This is a genomic window from Methylobacterium longum, from assembly GCF_022179385.1.
In the GTDB taxonomy this organism is placed as follows: Bacteria; Pseudomonadota; Alphaproteobacteria; order Rhizobiales; family Beijerinckiaceae; genus Methylobacterium; species Methylobacterium longum.
The window spans coordinates 67,083-82,149 of record NZ_BPQS01000008.1 but is presented as its reverse complement, the minus strand read 5'-3'; the positions used below and the strand labels follow the sequence as shown (position 1 = coordinate 82,149).

Genomic DNA, 15,067 nt, shown 5'->3' with positions numbered 1-15,067 from the left:
CGCCGCGGGGCGCTTCGGACGCCCACCCCGGTCGGCCCTGCGTCGAATCGACCGTCCCGTCCGGTGAAACGACGGGGGCCCCGGCGTGTTGACGCGCGGGCGCCCGTACGCCCGATCCGGCTGACGAGGTCGACGCCATGACGATGCTGCGCCGCGAGGCCCTGATCCTGATCGGCGCCGGCCTGGCCGGAACCGCCCGCGCCGCCGAGGCCGCGCGGGCCACGGATTTCTCCTTCGAGACTCCGGAGGGCGGCCCGATGCCGCTCTCGGCCTACGCGGGCAAGCCCCTCCTGGTGGTCAACACCGCCACGGCCTGCGGCTATGCCGGGCAGCTCGCCGGGCTCCAGACCCTCTGGACCCGCTTCCACGATCGCGGCCTCACCGTGCTCGGGGTGCCCTCGCCGGATTTCGGCAACCAGGAGCCGCTGGATGGCCCCGCCATCGCGGAGGCCGCCCGGAAGAATCACGGCGTGACCTTCCCGCTGACGGCCAAGACGCATGTGAAGATGCCGCTGGCCCATCCCTTCTACCGCTGGGCCGCCGCGGAGCGGCCGGGGGAGACGCCGCGCTGGAACTTCCACAAGTACCTGATCGCCCGCGACGGCACCCTCGCGGCGACCTTCGCCACGCAGGTCGAGCCCACGGATCCGCGGATGATCTCAGGCATCGCCGCCGCCCTCGATCGGGCCTGAGCGGCGGCCAAGTCGGGACGCGGGATTAAAGGGCGGCGCCCCCGCGTTCACACCCTATGACATCGGACAAGCAGAATCGCGCGGACATCATCGACTTGCTGGTGCCCCTGCGGCGCTATGCCAGATCGCTCACCCGCGACGCGTTGCGGGCCGACGATCTCGTGCACGACACCCTGGTGCGCGCGCTGGAGATGCAGCATTCCCTGCGCCCGAACACCAATCTGCGCACCTGGATGATGACGGTGCTGCACAACGCCTTCATCGACGAGCAGCGCCGCCGGCAGGTCGAGGCGCGCCACGCCGACACGCTGGTGCGGATGGCCGAGGACACGGCGCCGCCGGCCCAGGAGGGGCAGGTGCGCCTCGCACAGATCCGGCAGGCCTTCCTGACCCTGCCCGAGGAGCAGCGCGCCGCGCTCCACCTCGTCACCCTGGAAGGCATGGCCTACGCCGATGCCGCCGCCGTTCTCGGCATCCCGATCGGCACGCTGATGTCTCGTCTCGGCCGCGGCCGGGCGGCGCTGCGGGCCTTCGAGGAGGGCGGCCGGGCGGACCGGCCGGCCGGCGATGCCGACCCCGCCCCCAGAGCGCCGGAGACGCGGCGCGGGCCGCCCTCAACCCTCAGGCTCGTCGTGTCCGACGAGCCGCGGAGCCGGGCCGCGTGGCCCCTCCGCCGCGCGGCCGGGGAGGCCTGAGATCGGGCCGGCGCCGCGCGGCGCCGGCATGGACGGAACGACTGGAGCCGGCGGATCGCCTCCAGGGCACGCTGGATTCGAGGATGTCACGATGATGGATCCGATCACGGACGACGATCTCATCGCCTTCGTCGACGGGCAGATCGACCCGATGCGCCGCCTCGAGGTCGAGGCCCATCTGGCCAACAATCCCGAGGCCGCGGCCCGGGTGATGGCCGAGATGCACGACCGCGACGCCCTGCGGGCCTGCTTCGACCGCGTGCTGGGTCCCGGGCCGGACCGGAACCTCGTCCTCGCGCGCCGCTTCGACCGGAACCTGCGCTGGCGCCGGGTCGCCTCGCGCCTGAAGCGGGCCGCGGCCATCGCGGTGCTCGTCGGCGCCGGCTGGCTCGCCCACGACGAGATCGGCCGCTTCGGCATCCCCGACACCCTGGCGGCGACGCCGGACCCCGCGCTGATCGCGGATGCCAGGCAGGCCCGCGCCGTCGCCCAGCTGCGCAAGAGCATCGCCACCCAGGGCGACAGCCCCGACTACGACCGGGCGCGTCTCCGGACCGTCACGGGGATCGACCTTCCGGCGCTTCCGGACGGCTGGCGGGTGCGCGACATCCAGATCTTCCCCGCCCGGCACGGCACCGGCATCGAGATCGCCCTGGAGGCCGGGCGCTACGGCGAGGCGTCGCTGTTCGCGACCCGCGGCATCCGGGGCGGCCCGGCGACGCTCACCGGCTCGGAGGACGGCGACGTCCTCTCGTGGAATGCGGGCGACACAGCCTACGCGCTGAGCGGTCCGGCCGACGACGACGCCCTGCGGCAGGCCGCGAGCCTCCTCGGCGCCGGCCCCGCGGTGCGCTGAGCGCCGCGACCCGACTCGACAGGCCGCCCCGCCGGGTGCCAAAGATCGGCCATGCAGGCCGCGGATCCGGGACAGTCAGATGACGGGCTCGCCGCCCTGTTCGAGGCCGCCCGGGCGGTCCGCGAGCGGGCGCATGCGCCCTATTCCCGTTTCCGCGTCGGCGCCGCGCTCCGGGACGAGCGGGGCGGGATCCATGCCGGCTGCAACGTCGAGAACGCGGCCTATCCCGTAGGGACCTGCGCGGAGGCCGGGGCGATCGCCGCCATGGTGGCGGCCGGCGGCCGGCGCATCGCCGCGATCCTCGTCTGCGGCGACGGCGCGGGCCTCGTGACGCCCTGCGGCGCCTGCCGCCAGCGCATCCGTGAATTCGCCGGGCCGGACACGCCGATCCACGCGGCCGGGCCGGGCGGCATCGCCCGCAGCTTCACCCTGGCGGCGCTGCTGCCGGAATCCTTCGGCCCGGAGACGCTGGGTGAGTGAGGCGGCCGCCCTGGCGGCGCTGCGCGCCGCCGGCTTCGCCGGCCCCTACGCCTGCGCGGTGGTAACCGGCACAGGCCTCGGCGGCGTCGCGGCCGCCCTCGAGGACGCCACCGCCCTCGACTACGCGGCGATCCCCGGCTTCCCGGGGCCGGGCGTCAGCGGCCACGGCGGCCGGCTGCACCGCGGACGCCTCGCGGGACGGCCCGTCCTGGTGTTCGAGGGCCGGGCGCACGCCTACGAGCACGGGGATCCCGCGGTGATGCGCGTGCCGCTCGCCTGCGCCCGGCACCTCGGCGCCCGCGGCCTGCTGCTCACCAACGCGTCCGGATCCCTGCGGCCCGAGACCGGGCCCGGCAGCCTCGTGCTGCTCGCCGACCACATCAACCTCTCGGGCCTGAACCCGCTGATCGGCGAGGCCAGCGACAGCCGCTTCGTGCCGATGACGGAGGCCTACGATCCGCTCCTGCGGACGCGGCTCCGCGCGGCGGCCGCGGCCTGCGGCCTGCCCCTGGGGGAGGGGGTCTACGCGTGGTTCTCCGGCCCGAGCTTCGAGACGCCCGCCGAGGTCCGGATGGCCGGCATCCTGGGGGCCGACCTCGTGGGCATGTCCACCGTGCCCGAGGTGATCCTCGCCCGGTTCCTCGACCTGCCGGTGGCGGCCGTGTCGGTCGTGACGAACCTCGCGGCGGGGATCGCGGGGGGCGCCCCCCATCACGCGGAGACGAAGGCGGTGGCGGCCCGCGCCGCGGAGGATCTCGGCCGCTTGGTCGGGGCCTTCGTGGCCGGCCTGCCCGACGGAGAGAACGCCGATGACTGACCCCGAAGCCGGTGCGGTCGCCCGCCGGGCGCTGCCGCTCCTCGATCTCACCGATCTTGGCGAGACCTGCACCGAGACCCGGATCGACGTCCTCTGCCGGGACGCGAAGCGCGGGACCGTCGCGGCGATCTGCGTCTGGCCGCGCTTCGTGGCGCAGGGCGCCCGGGCGCTCGCGGGCACCGGCATCCGGGTCGCCACGGTGATCAACTTCCCGGCGGGCGGCGAGGATTGCGCCCGCGCCACCGACGACACCGCCGAGGCCCTGCGCGACGGCGCGGACGAGATAGACCTCGTCCTGCCCTACCGCGCCCTGCTGCGGGGCGATGGCGCGCTCGCCCGCGACATGGTCGAGGCGGTGCGCGACACCTGCGGGTCCGCGCTCCTCAAGGTCATCCTGGAGACGGGGGAACTCGCCGATCCAGCACGGATCCGGGAGGCCAGCCGCCTCGCCCTTGAGGCGGGGGCGGATTTCCTCAAGACCTCCACGGGCAAGAGTCCGGTCTCGGCGACCCCGGAGGCCGCCGAGGCGATGCTCGGCGAGATCCGCGCGGGCGGGCGGCCCGCCGGCCTCAAGGTCTCCGGCGGCCTGCGCAGCGTCGCCGACGCCGCCGCCTACCTCGCCCTGGCGGACCGGATCATGGGGCCGGACTGGGTGGAGCCCGGAACCTTCCGGCTCGGCGCGAGCAGCCTGTTCGAGACGCTGATGCAGGCGCGGGAACTGTGAGGATGCGGCTCCCGCAGGAGACGATCCGCGCCAAGCGCGACGGCCAGCCCCTCGATCCGGAGGAGATCCGCGCCTTCGTCCGGGGCCTCGTCGACGGGACGGTGGGCGAGGGGCAGGCGGCGGCCTTCGCCATGGCGGTGTTCTTCCGCGGGCTCGCGCTGCCGGAGCGGGTGGCGCTCACCCGGGCGATGGCGAAATCCGGCCGCGTCCTCACCTGGGACCTGCCCGGCCCGGTGCTGGACAAGCACTCCACCGGGGGCATCGGCGACACCGTGAGCTTGCCCCTCGCCGCCCTGGTGGCGGCCTGCGGCGGCTACGTGCCGATGATCTCGGGCCGCGGCCTCGGCCATACCGGCGGGACTCTGGACAAGCTCGGCAGCATCCCGGGCTACGACGCGACGCCGGGGCTCGACGCGTTCCGGCGGGTCGTCGGGGAGGTCGGCTGCGCGATCATCGGCCAGACCGCCGACCTCGCCCCGGCCGACCGGCGCCTCTACGCGATCCGCGACGTGACCGGCACGGTGGAATCCCTCGACCTGATCACCGCCTCGATCCTGTCGAAGAAGCTCGCCGCCGGGCTCGACGGACTGGTGATGGACGTCAAGCAGGGCTCCGGCGCCTTCATGGTGGGCCTGCCCGAGGCGCGGGCCCTGGCCGAGAGCATCGTCACGGTGGCGGAGGGGGCGGGCCTGCGCACCGCCGCGCTGATCACCGACATGGACGCGCCGCTCGCCAGCGCCGCCGGCAACGCCGTCGAGGTCGCCTACGCGATCGCCTACCTCACCGGCGCGCGGCGCGAGCCGCGCTTCCACGCGGTGACGGTGGCGCTCGGGGCCGAGATGCTGATGGCCGGCGGCCTCGCGGCGGACCGTGCCGATGCCGCTGAGCGGCTGGAGCGGAGCCTCGCCTCGGGTCAGGCCGCCGAACGCTTCGCCCGCATGGTCGCGGCCCTCGGGGGCCCCGGCGACCTGCTGGAGCGGTCGGCACGGTACCTGCCCGAATCGCCCGTGCGGCGGCCGGTCCAGCAGGCCGGGACGGTCGCTGGTGTGGCGACGCGCGCCCTCGGCCTGGCGGTGGTCGAGCTCGGGGGCGGCCGCACCCGGCCGGAGGATGCCGTCGATCCGCGGGTCGGCTTCACGGATCTCGCGGGGCCGGGCGCGACCGGCGGTCTGCTGGGGATCGTCCACGCGGCCGACGAGGCGTCGGCGGATCGGGCCGAGGCCGCCCTGCGCGCGGCCTACCGGATGGGCGAAGCGAGCGCGGAGCGGCCGGTCGTGATCGCGGCGGTGGGCCCGCGTTAGGCGGACCCCACGGCGCGGCTGCGCCCGGCCGGGACCGGGCGCAGCGTCATCGTCTCAGCGCACGCGCGCGTCGCGTGCGCCGCCCGCTCGGGTTCACCAGCGGCCGTAGCCGTGGCGGTGACCCCAGCCGCCGTGGTGATGATGGCGCGGGCCAAAGCCGCGAAACCCCCAGCCGCCGTGGTGATGATGCCCCCGACCCCAGCCGCCGTGGTGGTGGCGCGGGCCGAAACCGCGGTGGCCCCAGCCGTCGTGGCGATGGCCGTAGCCGTAGCCGTACTGGACGGTGGTGATCTCGGCGGAGGCCTGTTGCAGCCCGGCGTCGCGGCTCACGGGCGCGGCCATCGCGGGCGCCGCGCAGGCGAGACCCCCGACGGCCAGGGCGGCGGCCCAGCGCAGGCGTGCGGTCTTGGTGAACATCGGCGTCCTCCTGTTCCTCGCCGGTCGCGAGACCGCGACCGGCCGTGGCACAGGTCTGACCCATTCAAGTTGACGCAAACGTGAGCTGTTCGATCAGGCCGCGTTCACCTCAGGGCCGGCGGTAGACCCAGACCCGGGCGGGCGGCAGGTTGAGCCAGACCCGGTTCGAGCGGTCGGCCGTGTAGCTGCCGGCCTCGCACCGGGCCGGGATCGGCGGCACCACCGCGTAGGTGAACTGCACGAAGGGCGCGCCCGGCTGCATCAGGTCATGGGCGGCGTTGAGCAGGTCCAGGCGCTGTTCCAGCGGCTTGGTGAACAGCGGCAGGCTCGAGATCGTCGCGGCGGCCGGCTGCGCCAGCACGCTGCCGAGGGTGGCGCGCATGTCGTAGGCATCCCCGCGGATCACGGTCACGCCCGGGAAGCGATGGGTCAGGAGACGGCAGAAATCGGGGTTGAACTCGACCAGGATGAGGCGCTCCGGGGCGATGCCGCGCCGGATCAGCGCCTCGGTCACCGGGCCGGTGCCGGGCCCGAGCTCGACCACGGGACCGTCACGGCGCGGATCCACGTAGGACGCCATGGTCCGGGCGAGCATCTTGCCCGACGGCGTCACCGCGCCGGTGACGAGCGGGCGTTCGAGCCAGGAGCGGAGGAAGCGGGCCTCGTCCTCCAGGGGGTCGCGCCGCGGGCCGAAAATCGGGCTCCTGACGGCAGGAGCCTTCGCGTTGGGACGGCGGAGCGGCGGCAAGTCCTGGATTCCTTGATGCCGGATGGGATTGAAAGGCTAGGGGACGGCGCTGTCTTACAGTCAAGCCGGGACGTCGCCTAGGGTACGCAAGCCACGCCGGCCGCATGCATAACAGGTCTTCCCGCGTTTCGGATCCGCCCTCACGGACGGACCGCGCCGCCGAAGAAGTCCCGCACCTTCGAGAAGAAGCCCGCGGATTCCGGATGATTCTCCGGCGAGGCGGACTGATCGAACTCCTGGAGCAGCTCGCGCTGGCGCTTGGTCAGGTTCTGCGGGGTCTCGACGAACACCTGGATGTAGAGGTCGCCGACCTCCCGCGAGCGGAGCACCGGCATGCCCTTGCCCTTGATGCGGAACTGCTTGGCGGTCTGCGTGCCCGCGGGGACCCGCACCTGGGTCTGCGAGCCGTCGATCACCGGGACGGTGATCTCGCCCGACAGGGCGGCCGTCACCATCGAGATCGGCACGCGGCAGAACAGGTCCGCGCCGTCGCGCTGGAAGAACTCGTGCTGCCTGATCGACAGGAAGACGTAGAGGTCCCCCGCCGGGCCGCCGCGCAGCCCGCTCTCACCCTCGCCGGCGAGCCGGATGCGCAAGCCGTCGTCGACGCCGGCCGGCACGTTGATCGAGAGGGTCCTTTCGCGGTTGACTCGGCCGGCGCCCTGGCAGGTGGCGCAGGGATCGTCGACGATCTCGCCGCGGCCGTGGCAGTTCGGGCAGGTCCGCTCGATGGCGAAGAAGCCCTGCGCCGCCCGGACGCGCCCGTAGCCCGCGCAGGTCGAGCAGGTCCGCGGCTTCGAGCCGGGCTTGGCGCCGGAGCCGTCGCAGGCCTCGCAGGTCACCGAGGTGGGGATCTTGATGGTCTCGGCCTTGCCGGCGAAAGCCTCCTCGAGGGTGATCTCGAGGTTGTAGCGCAGGTCGGAGCCGCGCTCGCGGCCCGGCGCGCCTCCGCGCCCCCGCGCCCCGGCGGCGGCGCCGCCGCGGCCGTCGCCGAAGAAATTGTCGAAGATGTCCGACATGAAGTCGCCGAACTCGTTGCCGAATCCGGGTCCGCCGCCGCCGCCCTGGCTGAAGGCCGCGTGGCCGAACCGGTCGTAGGCGGCGCGCTTCTGGCCGTCGGAGAGGCACTGATAGGCCTCGTTGATCTCCTTGAACTTGATCTCGGCGTCCTTGTCGCCGGGATTGCGATCGGGATGAAAGGTCATCGCGAGCTTGCGGAAGGCGACCTTCATCTCGCTGTCCGTGGCGGTCTTAGTGACCCCCAGGATCTCGTAATAGTCCCGCTTCGACATCCCGCCCTCAGGTGCCTTCCCGTCCCGGCCCGGTCCCGGATCGCGACGCTTCTACCGTCGCGCCATCATTCCGGGCTCGCCCGCGGCGCTCCGGAATGACGGAGCTTCTGGATCAGCCGCTCACGCAAACGCGGAGCCGGATCGCTCCGGCCCCGCGCGGTCGTATCAGACCCGCGCGCCTCAGGCGCGCTTCTTCTGGTCCTTCTCGTCGACCTCCTGGAAGTCGGCGTCGATGACGTCGTCCTTCTTCTCGGAGGCCGCCGCCTCGGCGCCGGCATCGGGGCCGGCCGCCTGGTTGGCGGCGTACATGGCCTCGCCGAGCTTCATCGAGGCCTGCATCAGGTCCGTGGTGCGGGCCTTGATGGTCTCGACGTCCTCACCCTCGAGCGCGGTCTTGAGCGCGGCCATCGCGGTCTCGATGGCGCCCTTGTCGGAGGCCGGGACCTTGTCGCCGTACTCGGTCACCGACTTCTCGGTGGCGTGGATCAGGCTCTCGCCCTGGTTCTTCACCTCGACGAGCTCGCGCCGCTTCTTGTCGGCCTCGGCATTGGCCTCGGCGTCCTTGACCATGCGGTCGATGTCGGCGTCCGAGAGGCCGCCCGAGGCCTGGATGCGGATCTGGTGCTCCTTGTTGGTCGCCTTGTCCTTGGCCGTCACGTTGACGATGCCGTTGGCGTCGATGTCGAAGGTCACCTCGATCTGCGGCATGCCGCGGGGCGCCGGCGGGATGCCGACGAGGTCGAACTGGCCGAGCAGCTTGTTGTCGGCCGCCATCTCGCGCTCGCCCTGGAAGACCCGGATCGTGACGGCGTTCTGGTTGTCCTCGGCCGTCGAGAAGGTCTGGGACTTCTTGGTCGGGATCGTGGTGTTGCGGTCGATGAGCCGGGTGAACACGCCGCCCAGCGTCTCGATGCCCAGCGACAGCGGGGTCACGTCGAGGAGCAGGACGTCCTTGACGTCGCCCTGGAGCACGCCGGCCTGCACGGCGGCGCCGATGGCCACGACCTCATCGGGGTTGACGCCCTTGTGGGGCTCCTTGCCGAAGAAGGCCTTCACCACCTCCTGGATCTTGGGCATGCGGATCATGCCGCCGACCAGCACCACCTCGTCGATCTCGGAGGCCGAGACGCCGGCATCCTTGAGCGCCTTGCGGCAGGGCTCGATCGTCCGCTGCACCAGATCGTCGACCAGCGACTCGTACTTCGCCCGGCTGAGCTTCAGCGCGAGGTGCTTCGGGCCGGTGTTGTCGGCGGTGATGTAGGGCAGGTTGATCTCGGTCTGGGTGGCCGAGGACAGCTCGATCTTCGCCTTCTCGGCCGCCTCCTTGAGGCGCTGGAGGGCGAGCTTGTCCTTGGTCAGGTCGATGCCCTGCTCCTTCTTGAACTCGGCCGTCAGGTACTCGACGATCCGGTTGTCGAAGTCCTCGCCGCCCAGGAAGGTGTCGCCGTTGGTCGACTTCACCTCGAACACCCCGTCGCCGATCTCGAGGATCGACACGTCGAAGGTGCCGCCGCCGAGGTCGTAGACCGCGATCGTGCCGGCCTTCTTCTTGTCCAGGCCGTAGGCGAGCGCGGCCGCGGTCGGCTCGTTGATGATGCGCAGCACCTCGAGGCCCGCGATCTTGCCGGCATCCTTGGTGGCCTGACGCTGGGCGTCGTTGAAGTAGGCCGGGACCGTGATGACGGCCTGGGTGACCGGCTGGCCGAGATGCGACTCGGCGGTCTCCTTCATCTTCTGCAGCGTGAAGGCGGAGATCTGCGACGGCGAGTACTTCTTGCCGTCCGCCTCGACCCAGGCGTCGCCGTTGTCGCCGCGGGCGATCGTGTAGGGCACGAGGCCCTTGTCTTTCTGGGTCATCGGGTCGTCGTAGGTCCGGCCGATGAGCCGCTTGATGGCGAAGAACGTGCGCTCGGGGTTCGTGACAGCCTGACGCTTGGCCGGCTGACCGACGAGCCGCTCGCCGTCGTCCGTGAAGGCGACGATCGACGGCGTGGTGCGCGCGCCTTCCGAATTCTCGATGACCTTGGGCTGCGTGCCTTCCATCACGGCCACGCAGGAGTTGGTGGTGCCCAGGTCGATGCCGATTACTTTACCCATGGTGGGATCCCTCTTTTCGTCGCGTTCAAGCAGACCGCCGAGCCCCGAAGCAGCTCGGCCCATGGCGGTGTCGGGGGTGATGTGAGTATGGGACCCGGGCCGGATCAAGGGCCGTGAACGGCTGAAACCCAGCGCGCAATCCCGCGTCGAGGGCGATATAAGAACCCCGTTCCGACCCCGCAAGGCGAAGCCCCCGCGCCGGGGCGGGATGGCTGCAACGGGGCTATCTCCTTGTGTTCTCGACGGGATATCGCCCGGCGGCGCGCGTCCGCCGGTTGGCGTGGTCGCATTTTGTTGCTCTGCTGCCACGTCGGCGCCATCGACGGCGTGTTAACGTTTCGACAAGGGGTTGCGTGTGGCCCCGCCACTTCGTGTTCCCGAAGAGAATGATGCGTCCGAACCGCAGCTTCCGGCTCCCGCGACTCCTGCTCCCGATCCTGGCGGTCGCCGTCGCGGCACCCGTGATGCTCGCCGCCCCTCCGGCGCGGGCGCAGAATTTCTTCGAGCGCCTCTTCGGCATCAAGCCCGACCGGCCGCCGGTGCCGCCGCGCGGCGTGCCCGAAGCGCCGCTATCGCCCGCCCCGGCCGGGCCCGGCGAGCCGGGCCAGCCCGGCCAGCCGGCGGCGCCCGAGGGTCCGCGGCCCGCGCCCCAGCCCGCGCGGCCCGTGGTGCTCAAGACCCCGTCGGAGGACGGCGTGCTGGGGCAGGACCTGCAGTTGAACGGCCTGTCCGGAAGCCTGAAGCTGGAGCGGTCCGGCACCGCCGTCACGGCGCGGATCAAGCTGCCGGGCACCAAGATCTCCCAGCCGGCCGAGTCCTGCACGGTGCCGCTCGGGGGTGGCAATCCGGTCGCGCTCAGCACCGAGGGCAAGCCCGAGGGCGTGCCGCGCTTCGAGGCGGCCGGGGCGGAATGCCCGCTGCGCTTCGACGTGACCGAGGGCGGCGTGCTGGTCTCGACCCTCGGCTCCGGTCCGGTCTGCACCTTCTCGGCCGCGGATTGCGCCACGACGCCCGCCGGCCTCTGGGGGCCGGCCGCCGCCACGCTGATCCCGCGGGCCGGCGAGTTCGACACGGCCCGGGGCGTCGCCGACAAGGCGGTGCGCGACAATTACAAGCTCATGACGCAGCGCGCCCGGCGCGAGGACGTGCGGCCGATCGTGAGCGAGCAGGCGGCCTTCTCGGCCGACCGGGAGCAGCTCTGCCGGACCTACGCGCGGGAGGGCACGCACGGCTTCTGCCACCTGCGCGTCACCGAGAACCGGGCCCTGTCCCTGGCGACCCGCCTCGGCGCCAATACGGCGGTGCCGACCGCCTCGGCCGCCCCACGCAGGCCGCGGCCGAAGCCGGCCGCCGTCGAGGGCCTGAACCCCGATGCGGGCGGCGGTGCCGACGCCGTCCCCGAATAGGGGCAGGCTGAGCCGTCAGGCCCGGCCGGCGGTCATCGACAGCATGGCGGGGTCGATGCCGTTGGCGCGCAGGACCAGATCGTACTTGGCGTCGAGGTCGGCATTGAAGATCAGCGCCGGGTCGGCCGGGCAGTTGAGCCAGCCGTTGGCCATGATCTCGCTCTCGAGCTGGCCCGCCTGCCAGCCGGCATAGCCCAGAGCCAGCACGGCGCTCGCCGGCCCCTCGCCGCTGGCGATGGCGCGCAGGATCTCCACGGTGGCGGTCAGGCAGATGCCGTCGTCGATGATCAGCGTCGATTGCTGGATGTGGAAGTCGTCGGTGTGGAGCACGAAGCCCCGCCGCCCCTCCACGGGCCCGCCCATCAGCACCGGCATGTGGCCGACGCGCTCGCGCAGGCGGATCGCGTCGGCTTCGGGCGCCACGTCGAGCTGGACGAGGAGGTCCGGCATGCTGATGTCGGTGGCCGCCTTGTTGACGATGATGCCCATCGCGCCGTCGGCCGAGTGGGCGCACACGTAGATCAGCGAGCGGGCGAAGCGCTCGTCGGCCATCCCGGGCATCGCCACCAGGAACTGCCCGTCGAGGAAGTCCGGTCCGGAGAGGGACGACTGCTGCGGCGCAGCGCCCCTCCCGGCCCGGGCCGGAGGTGAGGGGTCCGGTTTGCGATGCTGAGGAGGCGCCATGGCGCTATGCTACGCCCCGTCCTCCGGTTGTCCAGCGGGCAAAAGCGACGCGGCAGGCCTGCGGCCGTCCCGTGTCCCGCGACGCACCCGCGACCTCGCACGGCGCGGCGCTGCGTGGCCTCGTCCGGCCGCACCGGTGCACCCCCACGACGTCGTGCGGCGGCCGATTGCTCGACAGGCCCACCCCGCCACGCTAGGTCAAGCGCGCTGTTCACGCGTGCGATCCCAGCGCGCGGCAACGAGGACCCCGCGATGATCCAGGTCGGCGACCATCTGCCCCAGGCCACCTTCCGTGTGATCGGCCCGGAGGGCCCGATCGCCCGCACCACCGACGACGTGTTCAAAGGGCGGCGCGTGGTGCTGATCGGCGTGCCGGGTGCCTTCACCCCGAGCTGCCACCGCAACCACCTGCCGGGCTTCGTCACCCACAAGGCCGAGATTCTCGGTCGCGGGATCGACGCCATCGCGGTGACCAGCGTCAACGACGTGTTCGTCCTCGACGCGTGGTCGAAGGCGAGCGGCGCCGAAGGCCTGGAATTCCTCGCCGACGGCAACGCCGATTTCGCCAAGGCCCTCGGCCTCGAGATGGACGGCACCGGCTTCGGGCTCGGCATCCGCTCGAAGCGCTACTCGATGGTCGTGGAGGACGGCGTGGTCCGGAACCTCAACGTCGAGGAGACCCCGTCGAAGGCCGAGGCCTCGGGGGCCGAGGCGCTGCTGAAGGTTCTCTGAGCCGGTCGGCGCCGCGGGTCGGCCCTCTTAAGGCCACGTTCCGCCGGCTTCTGTCGCCGCGTTTCGCCCGAAGACCGGCCCGAGGACCGAATGGCCTTCCTGCAAGACCTGCCAATCGCCGAGCTGATCGCGAATTACGGCTACATCGCCATCTTCGTGGTCATCACCCTGGAGAGCGCAGGGGTTCCCTGCCCGGGCGAGACGGTGCTGATCTCGGCCGCCGTCTACGCCGGCAGCACCGGCAACCTCAACATCGGGCTCGTGATCGCCGCCGCCGCGGGGGCGGCGATCCTGGGGGACAATGTCGGCTACTGGGCCGGGCGGCGCTGGGGCATGCCCCTGCTCCTGCGCTACGGCCACCTCATCGCCCTCGACCACGGCCGGCTCAAGCTCGGCCAGTACCTGTTCCGCCAGCACGGCGGGAAGATCGTGTTCTTCGGCCGGTTCACCGCGATGCTGCGGGCCTACGCGGCCGTGCTCGCCGGCGTGAACCGCCTGGATGCGCGCCGCTTCTTCGCCTTCAACGCCCTGGGCGGCATCGTCTGGGCCGCCAGCATGGGCATCGGCTCCTACTATTGCGGACGCCAGATCGAGCACATCGTCGGGCCCGTCGGCCTGACGCTGCTGGCCCTGGTGGTGTTCGGCGGGCTGGCCCTGTGGCTGTTCGTCCGCCGGCACGAGGCGCGCCTGCTCAACGAGGCCGAACTCGCCATCCCCGGCCCCCTGGCCTGAGCCCGCTCACGCCGGCGCGCGGTCGAGCGCGTCCAGCGCGTCCAGCGCGTCGTGGTGGAGGAGGAGCACGCCGGTCGCCGCCGCGAGCCGACGGGCGGCCGGGGTGAAGCCGGCATTCGACACCACGGCGGCCCGGTCGCCCGACCAGTAGCGCTGTGCGGCGGCCGCCTCCTGCACGGCGGCGTTGCCCACGGGCTTGCTCAGCCGCTTGCACTGGACCACGAGGCGCAGGCCGTCGCGCACCGCGACGATGTCGGCTCCCTGATCGCCGCTGGCCGGCGTCCGGTGCGCCCGCCAGCCGGCCTGGACGAGGCGCGCCGCGCAGAACCGCTCGTAGTCGAGGCCGTCCTCCGGCGCGTCCTCCTCGTCGGGCAGCGCCACGGCCGCCGCCTCGGCCTCGACGATCGCCCGCATCCGTTCCCACTCCGAGACGGCGAGGTCGGCGTAGCGGGGGGCGATCTGCGGCAGGACCGTGCGGTCCAGGAAGTAGTCCCGCTCGCGCAGCCAGCCGTCCTCGATCCAGTTGCCGTAGGCGTCGCGGAAGCTCTCCTGCCGACGCCGCAGCGCCAGCGTCTCCCCGTGTGCCCGCGCGATCCGGCGCACCCGCGCCCGGAAGCGGCGCCGGCGCACGAGGTGGCGCAGCGCCACGAGGGCGAGGGCGAATCCGGTCGCCGCCAGGGCGGGCCGGCCGTACCAGAGCGCGAACGGGCCGCCGATCACGGCCGTCCAGAACAGGCGGGCGACGGGGCTGGGATTGCCGGGCATGGGGCTCGGTGGGATCTCGGGCACGCGGACGGTGCCCGAACCCTCGCAAGCGCGGCTTGCCCGTTGCCTAACCGCCGCGGGAAAGCTGTGGACGCGGCGGGCCCGCCCTCAGCCCTTCCGGCGCTGGTGGCCGAGGCCCATGCTCTTGGCGAGGTCCGACCGGGCGGCGGCGTAGCTGGGCGCGACCATCGGGTAGTCGGAGGCGAGGCCCCACTTCTGCCGGTACTCGTCGGGGGTCATGTTGTAGTGCGTGCGCAGGTGGCGCTTGAGCGACTTGAACTTCTTCCCGTCCTCCAGACACACGATGTAGTCGGGCTGGACCGAGCGCCGGACCGAGACCGCGGGCCGCAACTCCTCCGTGGGGGCCGCCGTCGGCTGGGAGAGCCCGTGCAGGGTCGCGTGAACCGCCGCGATCAGGGCCGGCAGTTCCGGCGCGGGCACCGGATTGTTGCTCACGAAGGCCGACACGATGTCGACCGACAACGTGAGATAGTCCGTCTGCCCTTCAGCCGTGGCATCCATCCTGGTTCCTCCTCGCGACCCCGGCCCGGGACGCCTCTTTCTGGCGCATGGCCGGAATCTGTTTCTGGTCAGCCCGATACAGCGGGGTTAAGTCGCAGTTACTATGG

Annotated in this window: 17 protein-coding genes; 10 read left to right on the top strand and 7 right to left on the bottom strand. The window is 72.4% G+C overall.

What is annotated here, in order from left to right; all coding sequences use genetic code 11:
- Nucleotides 1–137 precede the first annotated feature (137 nt).
- From MFF58_RS09910 to deoA, 7 genes are all read left to right on the top strand, one after another.
- Nucleotides 138–692, top strand: a complete 555-nt coding sequence (locus MFF58_RS09910) for a glutathione peroxidase (RefSeq protein WP_238286967.1) — start codon at nucleotides 138–140, stop codon at nucleotides 690–692.
- Between the two features lie 56 nt (nucleotides 693–748).
- Nucleotides 749–1,387, top strand: coding sequence for a sigma-70 family RNA polymerase sigma factor (locus tag MFF58_RS09905; RefSeq protein ID WP_238286966.1), 639 nt, complete (start codon nucleotides 749–751; stop codon nucleotides 1,385–1,387).
- A 91-nt stretch (nucleotides 1,388–1,478) separates the two neighbouring features.
- The gene (locus tag MFF58_RS09900) at nucleotides 1,479–2,243 is read left to right on the top strand and encodes an anti-sigma factor (protein WP_238286965.1); all 765 of its coding nucleotides are present in this window, start codon (nucleotides 1,479–1,481) and stop codon (nucleotides 2,241–2,243) included.
- Between the two features lie 51 nt (nucleotides 2,244–2,294).
- Nucleotides 2,295–2,723: a cytidine deaminase gene (locus MFF58_RS09895; RefSeq protein ID WP_238286964.1), complete on the top strand. Its 429-nt coding sequence runs from the start codon at nucleotides 2,295–2,297 to the stop codon at nucleotides 2,721–2,723.
- On the top strand, nucleotides 2,716–3,540 hold the full coding sequence (locus tag MFF58_RS09890) for a purine-nucleoside phosphorylase (RefSeq protein WP_238286963.1): 825 nt from the start codon (nucleotides 2,716–2,718) through the stop codon (nucleotides 3,538–3,540). The genes MFF58_RS09895 and MFF58_RS09890 overlap by 8 nt, the downstream gene beginning before the upstream one ends.
- Complete coding sequence (deoC, locus tag MFF58_RS09885) at nucleotides 3,533–4,264, top strand: deoxyribose-phosphate aldolase (protein WP_238286961.1); 732 nt, start codon at nucleotides 3,533–3,535, stop codon at nucleotides 4,262–4,264. The genes MFF58_RS09890 and deoC overlap by 8 nt, the downstream gene beginning before the upstream one ends.
- 2 nt (nucleotides 4,265–4,266) lie before the next feature.
- Nucleotides 4,267–5,565: a thymidine phosphorylase gene (deoA, locus tag MFF58_RS09880; protein WP_238286959.1), complete on the top strand. Its 1,299-nt coding sequence runs from the start codon at nucleotides 4,267–4,269 to the stop codon at nucleotides 5,563–5,565.
- Between the two features lie 93 nt (nucleotides 5,566–5,658).
- Here the strand turns inward: deoA and MFF58_RS09875 are convergent, their stop codons facing one another.
- From MFF58_RS09875 to dnaK, 4 genes are all read right to left on the bottom strand, one after another.
- Entirely contained in the window at nucleotides 5,659–5,982 is a 324-nt protein-coding gene (locus MFF58_RS09875) for a hypothetical protein (protein ID WP_238286958.1), read from the bottom strand.
- A gap of 109 nt (nucleotides 5,983–6,091) precedes the next feature.
- Nucleotides 6,092–6,730, bottom strand: coding sequence for a class I SAM-dependent methyltransferase (locus tag MFF58_RS09870; RefSeq protein ID WP_238286957.1), 639 nt, complete (start codon nucleotides 6,728–6,730; stop codon nucleotides 6,092–6,094).
- Between the two features lie 140 nt (nucleotides 6,731–6,870).
- Complete coding sequence (gene dnaJ / locus MFF58_RS09865) at nucleotides 6,871–8,022, bottom strand: molecular chaperone DnaJ (RefSeq protein ID WP_238286956.1); 1,152 nt, start codon at nucleotides 8,020–8,022, stop codon at nucleotides 6,871–6,873.
- 180 nt (nucleotides 8,023–8,202) lie between these two features.
- Nucleotides 8,203–10,119 (bottom strand): molecular chaperone DnaK, encoded by a 1,917-nt coding sequence (dnaK, locus tag MFF58_RS09860; protein WP_238286955.1) that lies wholly within the window; start codon nucleotides 10,117–10,119, stop codon nucleotides 8,203–8,205.
- Between the two features lie 389 nt (nucleotides 10,120–10,508).
- Between dnaK and MFF58_RS09855 the strand changes: the two genes are divergently transcribed.
- A complete protein-coding gene (locus tag MFF58_RS09855; RefSeq protein ID WP_238287149.1) occupies nucleotides 10,509–11,525 on the top strand; it encodes a hypothetical protein in 1,017 nt (338 codons plus the stop codon).
- A 15-nt stretch (nucleotides 11,526–11,540) separates the two neighbouring features.
- Here the strand turns inward: MFF58_RS09855 and MFF58_RS09850 are convergent, their stop codons facing one another.
- A complete protein-coding gene (locus MFF58_RS09850) occupies nucleotides 11,541–12,209 on the bottom strand; it encodes a YqgE/AlgH family protein (protein ID WP_279603277.1) in 669 nt (222 codons plus the stop codon).
- A 252-nt stretch (nucleotides 12,210–12,461) separates the two neighbouring features.
- Here MFF58_RS09850 and MFF58_RS09845 point away from each other — a divergent pair, with 252 nt between their 5' ends.
- Both MFF58_RS09845 and MFF58_RS09840 read left to right on the top strand, forming a co-directional pair.
- Complete coding sequence (locus MFF58_RS09845; RefSeq protein WP_238286954.1) at nucleotides 12,462–12,941, top strand: peroxiredoxin; 480 nt, start codon at nucleotides 12,462–12,464, stop codon at nucleotides 12,939–12,941.
- A 90-nt stretch (nucleotides 12,942–13,031) separates the two neighbouring features.
- Nucleotides 13,032–13,673: a DedA family protein gene (locus MFF58_RS09840; RefSeq protein ID WP_238286953.1), complete on the top strand. Its 642-nt coding sequence runs from the start codon at nucleotides 13,032–13,034 to the stop codon at nucleotides 13,671–13,673.
- 6 nt (nucleotides 13,674–13,679) lie between these two features.
- On the opposite strand, the gene MFF58_RS09835 is transcribed toward MFF58_RS09840, so the two are convergent.
- Nucleotides 13,680–14,438: a restriction endonuclease gene (locus MFF58_RS09835; protein ID WP_238286951.1), complete on the bottom strand. Its 759-nt coding sequence runs from the start codon at nucleotides 14,436–14,438 to the stop codon at nucleotides 13,680–13,682.
- 108 nt (nucleotides 14,439–14,546) lie between these two features.
- Nucleotides 14,547–14,960 (bottom strand): Ros/MucR family transcriptional regulator, encoded by a 414-nt coding sequence (locus MFF58_RS09830; RefSeq protein ID WP_238286949.1) that lies wholly within the window; start codon nucleotides 14,958–14,960, stop codon nucleotides 14,547–14,549.
- Nucleotides 14,961–15,067: the final 107 nt, after the last annotated feature.

Excerpts from the sequence above, each read along its gene's own strand:
- MFF58_RS09910 (WP_238286967.1), top strand. The coding sequence starts at position 138 with ATGACGATGCTGCGCCGCGAGGCCCTGATCCTGATCGGCGCCGGCCTG.
- MFF58_RS09905 (WP_238286966.1), top strand. The coding sequence starts at position 749 with ATGACATCGGACAAGCAGAATCGCGCGGACATCATCGACTTGCTGGTG.
- MFF58_RS09900 (WP_238286965.1), top strand. The coding sequence starts at position 1,479 with ATGATGGATCCGATCACGGACGACGATCTCATCGCCTTCGTCGACGGG.
- MFF58_RS09895 (WP_238286964.1), top strand. The coding sequence starts at position 2,295 with ATGCAGGCCGCGGATCCGGGACAGTCAGATGACGGGCTCGCCGCCCTG.
- deoC (WP_238286961.1), top strand. The coding sequence starts at position 3,533 with ATGACTGACCCCGAAGCCGGTGCGGTCGCCCGCCGGGCGCTGCCGCTC.
- deoA (WP_238286959.1), top strand. The coding sequence starts at position 4,267 with ATGCGGCTCCCGCAGGAGACGATCCGCGCCAAGCGCGACGGCCAGCCC.
- MFF58_RS09875 (WP_238286958.1), bottom strand. The coding sequence starts at position 5,982 with ATGTTCACCAAGACCGCACGCCTGCGCTGGGCCGCCGCCCTGGCCGTC.
- dnaJ (WP_238286956.1), bottom strand. The coding sequence starts at position 8,022 with ATGTCGAAGCGGGACTATTACGAGATCCTGGGGGTCACTAAGACCGCC.
- dnaK (WP_238286955.1), bottom strand. The coding sequence starts at position 10,119 with ATGGGTAAAGTAATCGGCATCGACCTGGGCACCACCAACTCCTGCGTG.
- MFF58_RS09855 (WP_238287149.1), top strand. The coding sequence starts at position 10,509 with ATGCGTCCGAACCGCAGCTTCCGGCTCCCGCGACTCCTGCTCCCGATC.
- MFF58_RS09850 (WP_279603277.1), bottom strand. The coding sequence starts at position 12,209 with ATGGCGCCTCCTCAGCATCGCAAACCGGACCCCTCACCTCCGGCCCGG.
- MFF58_RS09845 (WP_238286954.1), top strand. The coding sequence starts at position 12,462 with ATGATCCAGGTCGGCGACCATCTGCCCCAGGCCACCTTCCGTGTGATC.
- MFF58_RS09840 (WP_238286953.1), top strand. The coding sequence starts at position 13,032 with ATGGCCTTCCTGCAAGACCTGCCAATCGCCGAGCTGATCGCGAATTAC.
- MFF58_RS09835 (WP_238286951.1), bottom strand. The coding sequence starts at position 14,438 with ATGCCCGGCAATCCCAGCCCCGTCGCCCGCCTGTTCTGGACGGCCGTG.
- MFF58_RS09830 (WP_238286949.1), bottom strand. The coding sequence starts at position 14,960 with ATGGATGCCACGGCTGAAGGGCAGACGGACTATCTCACGTTGTCGGTC.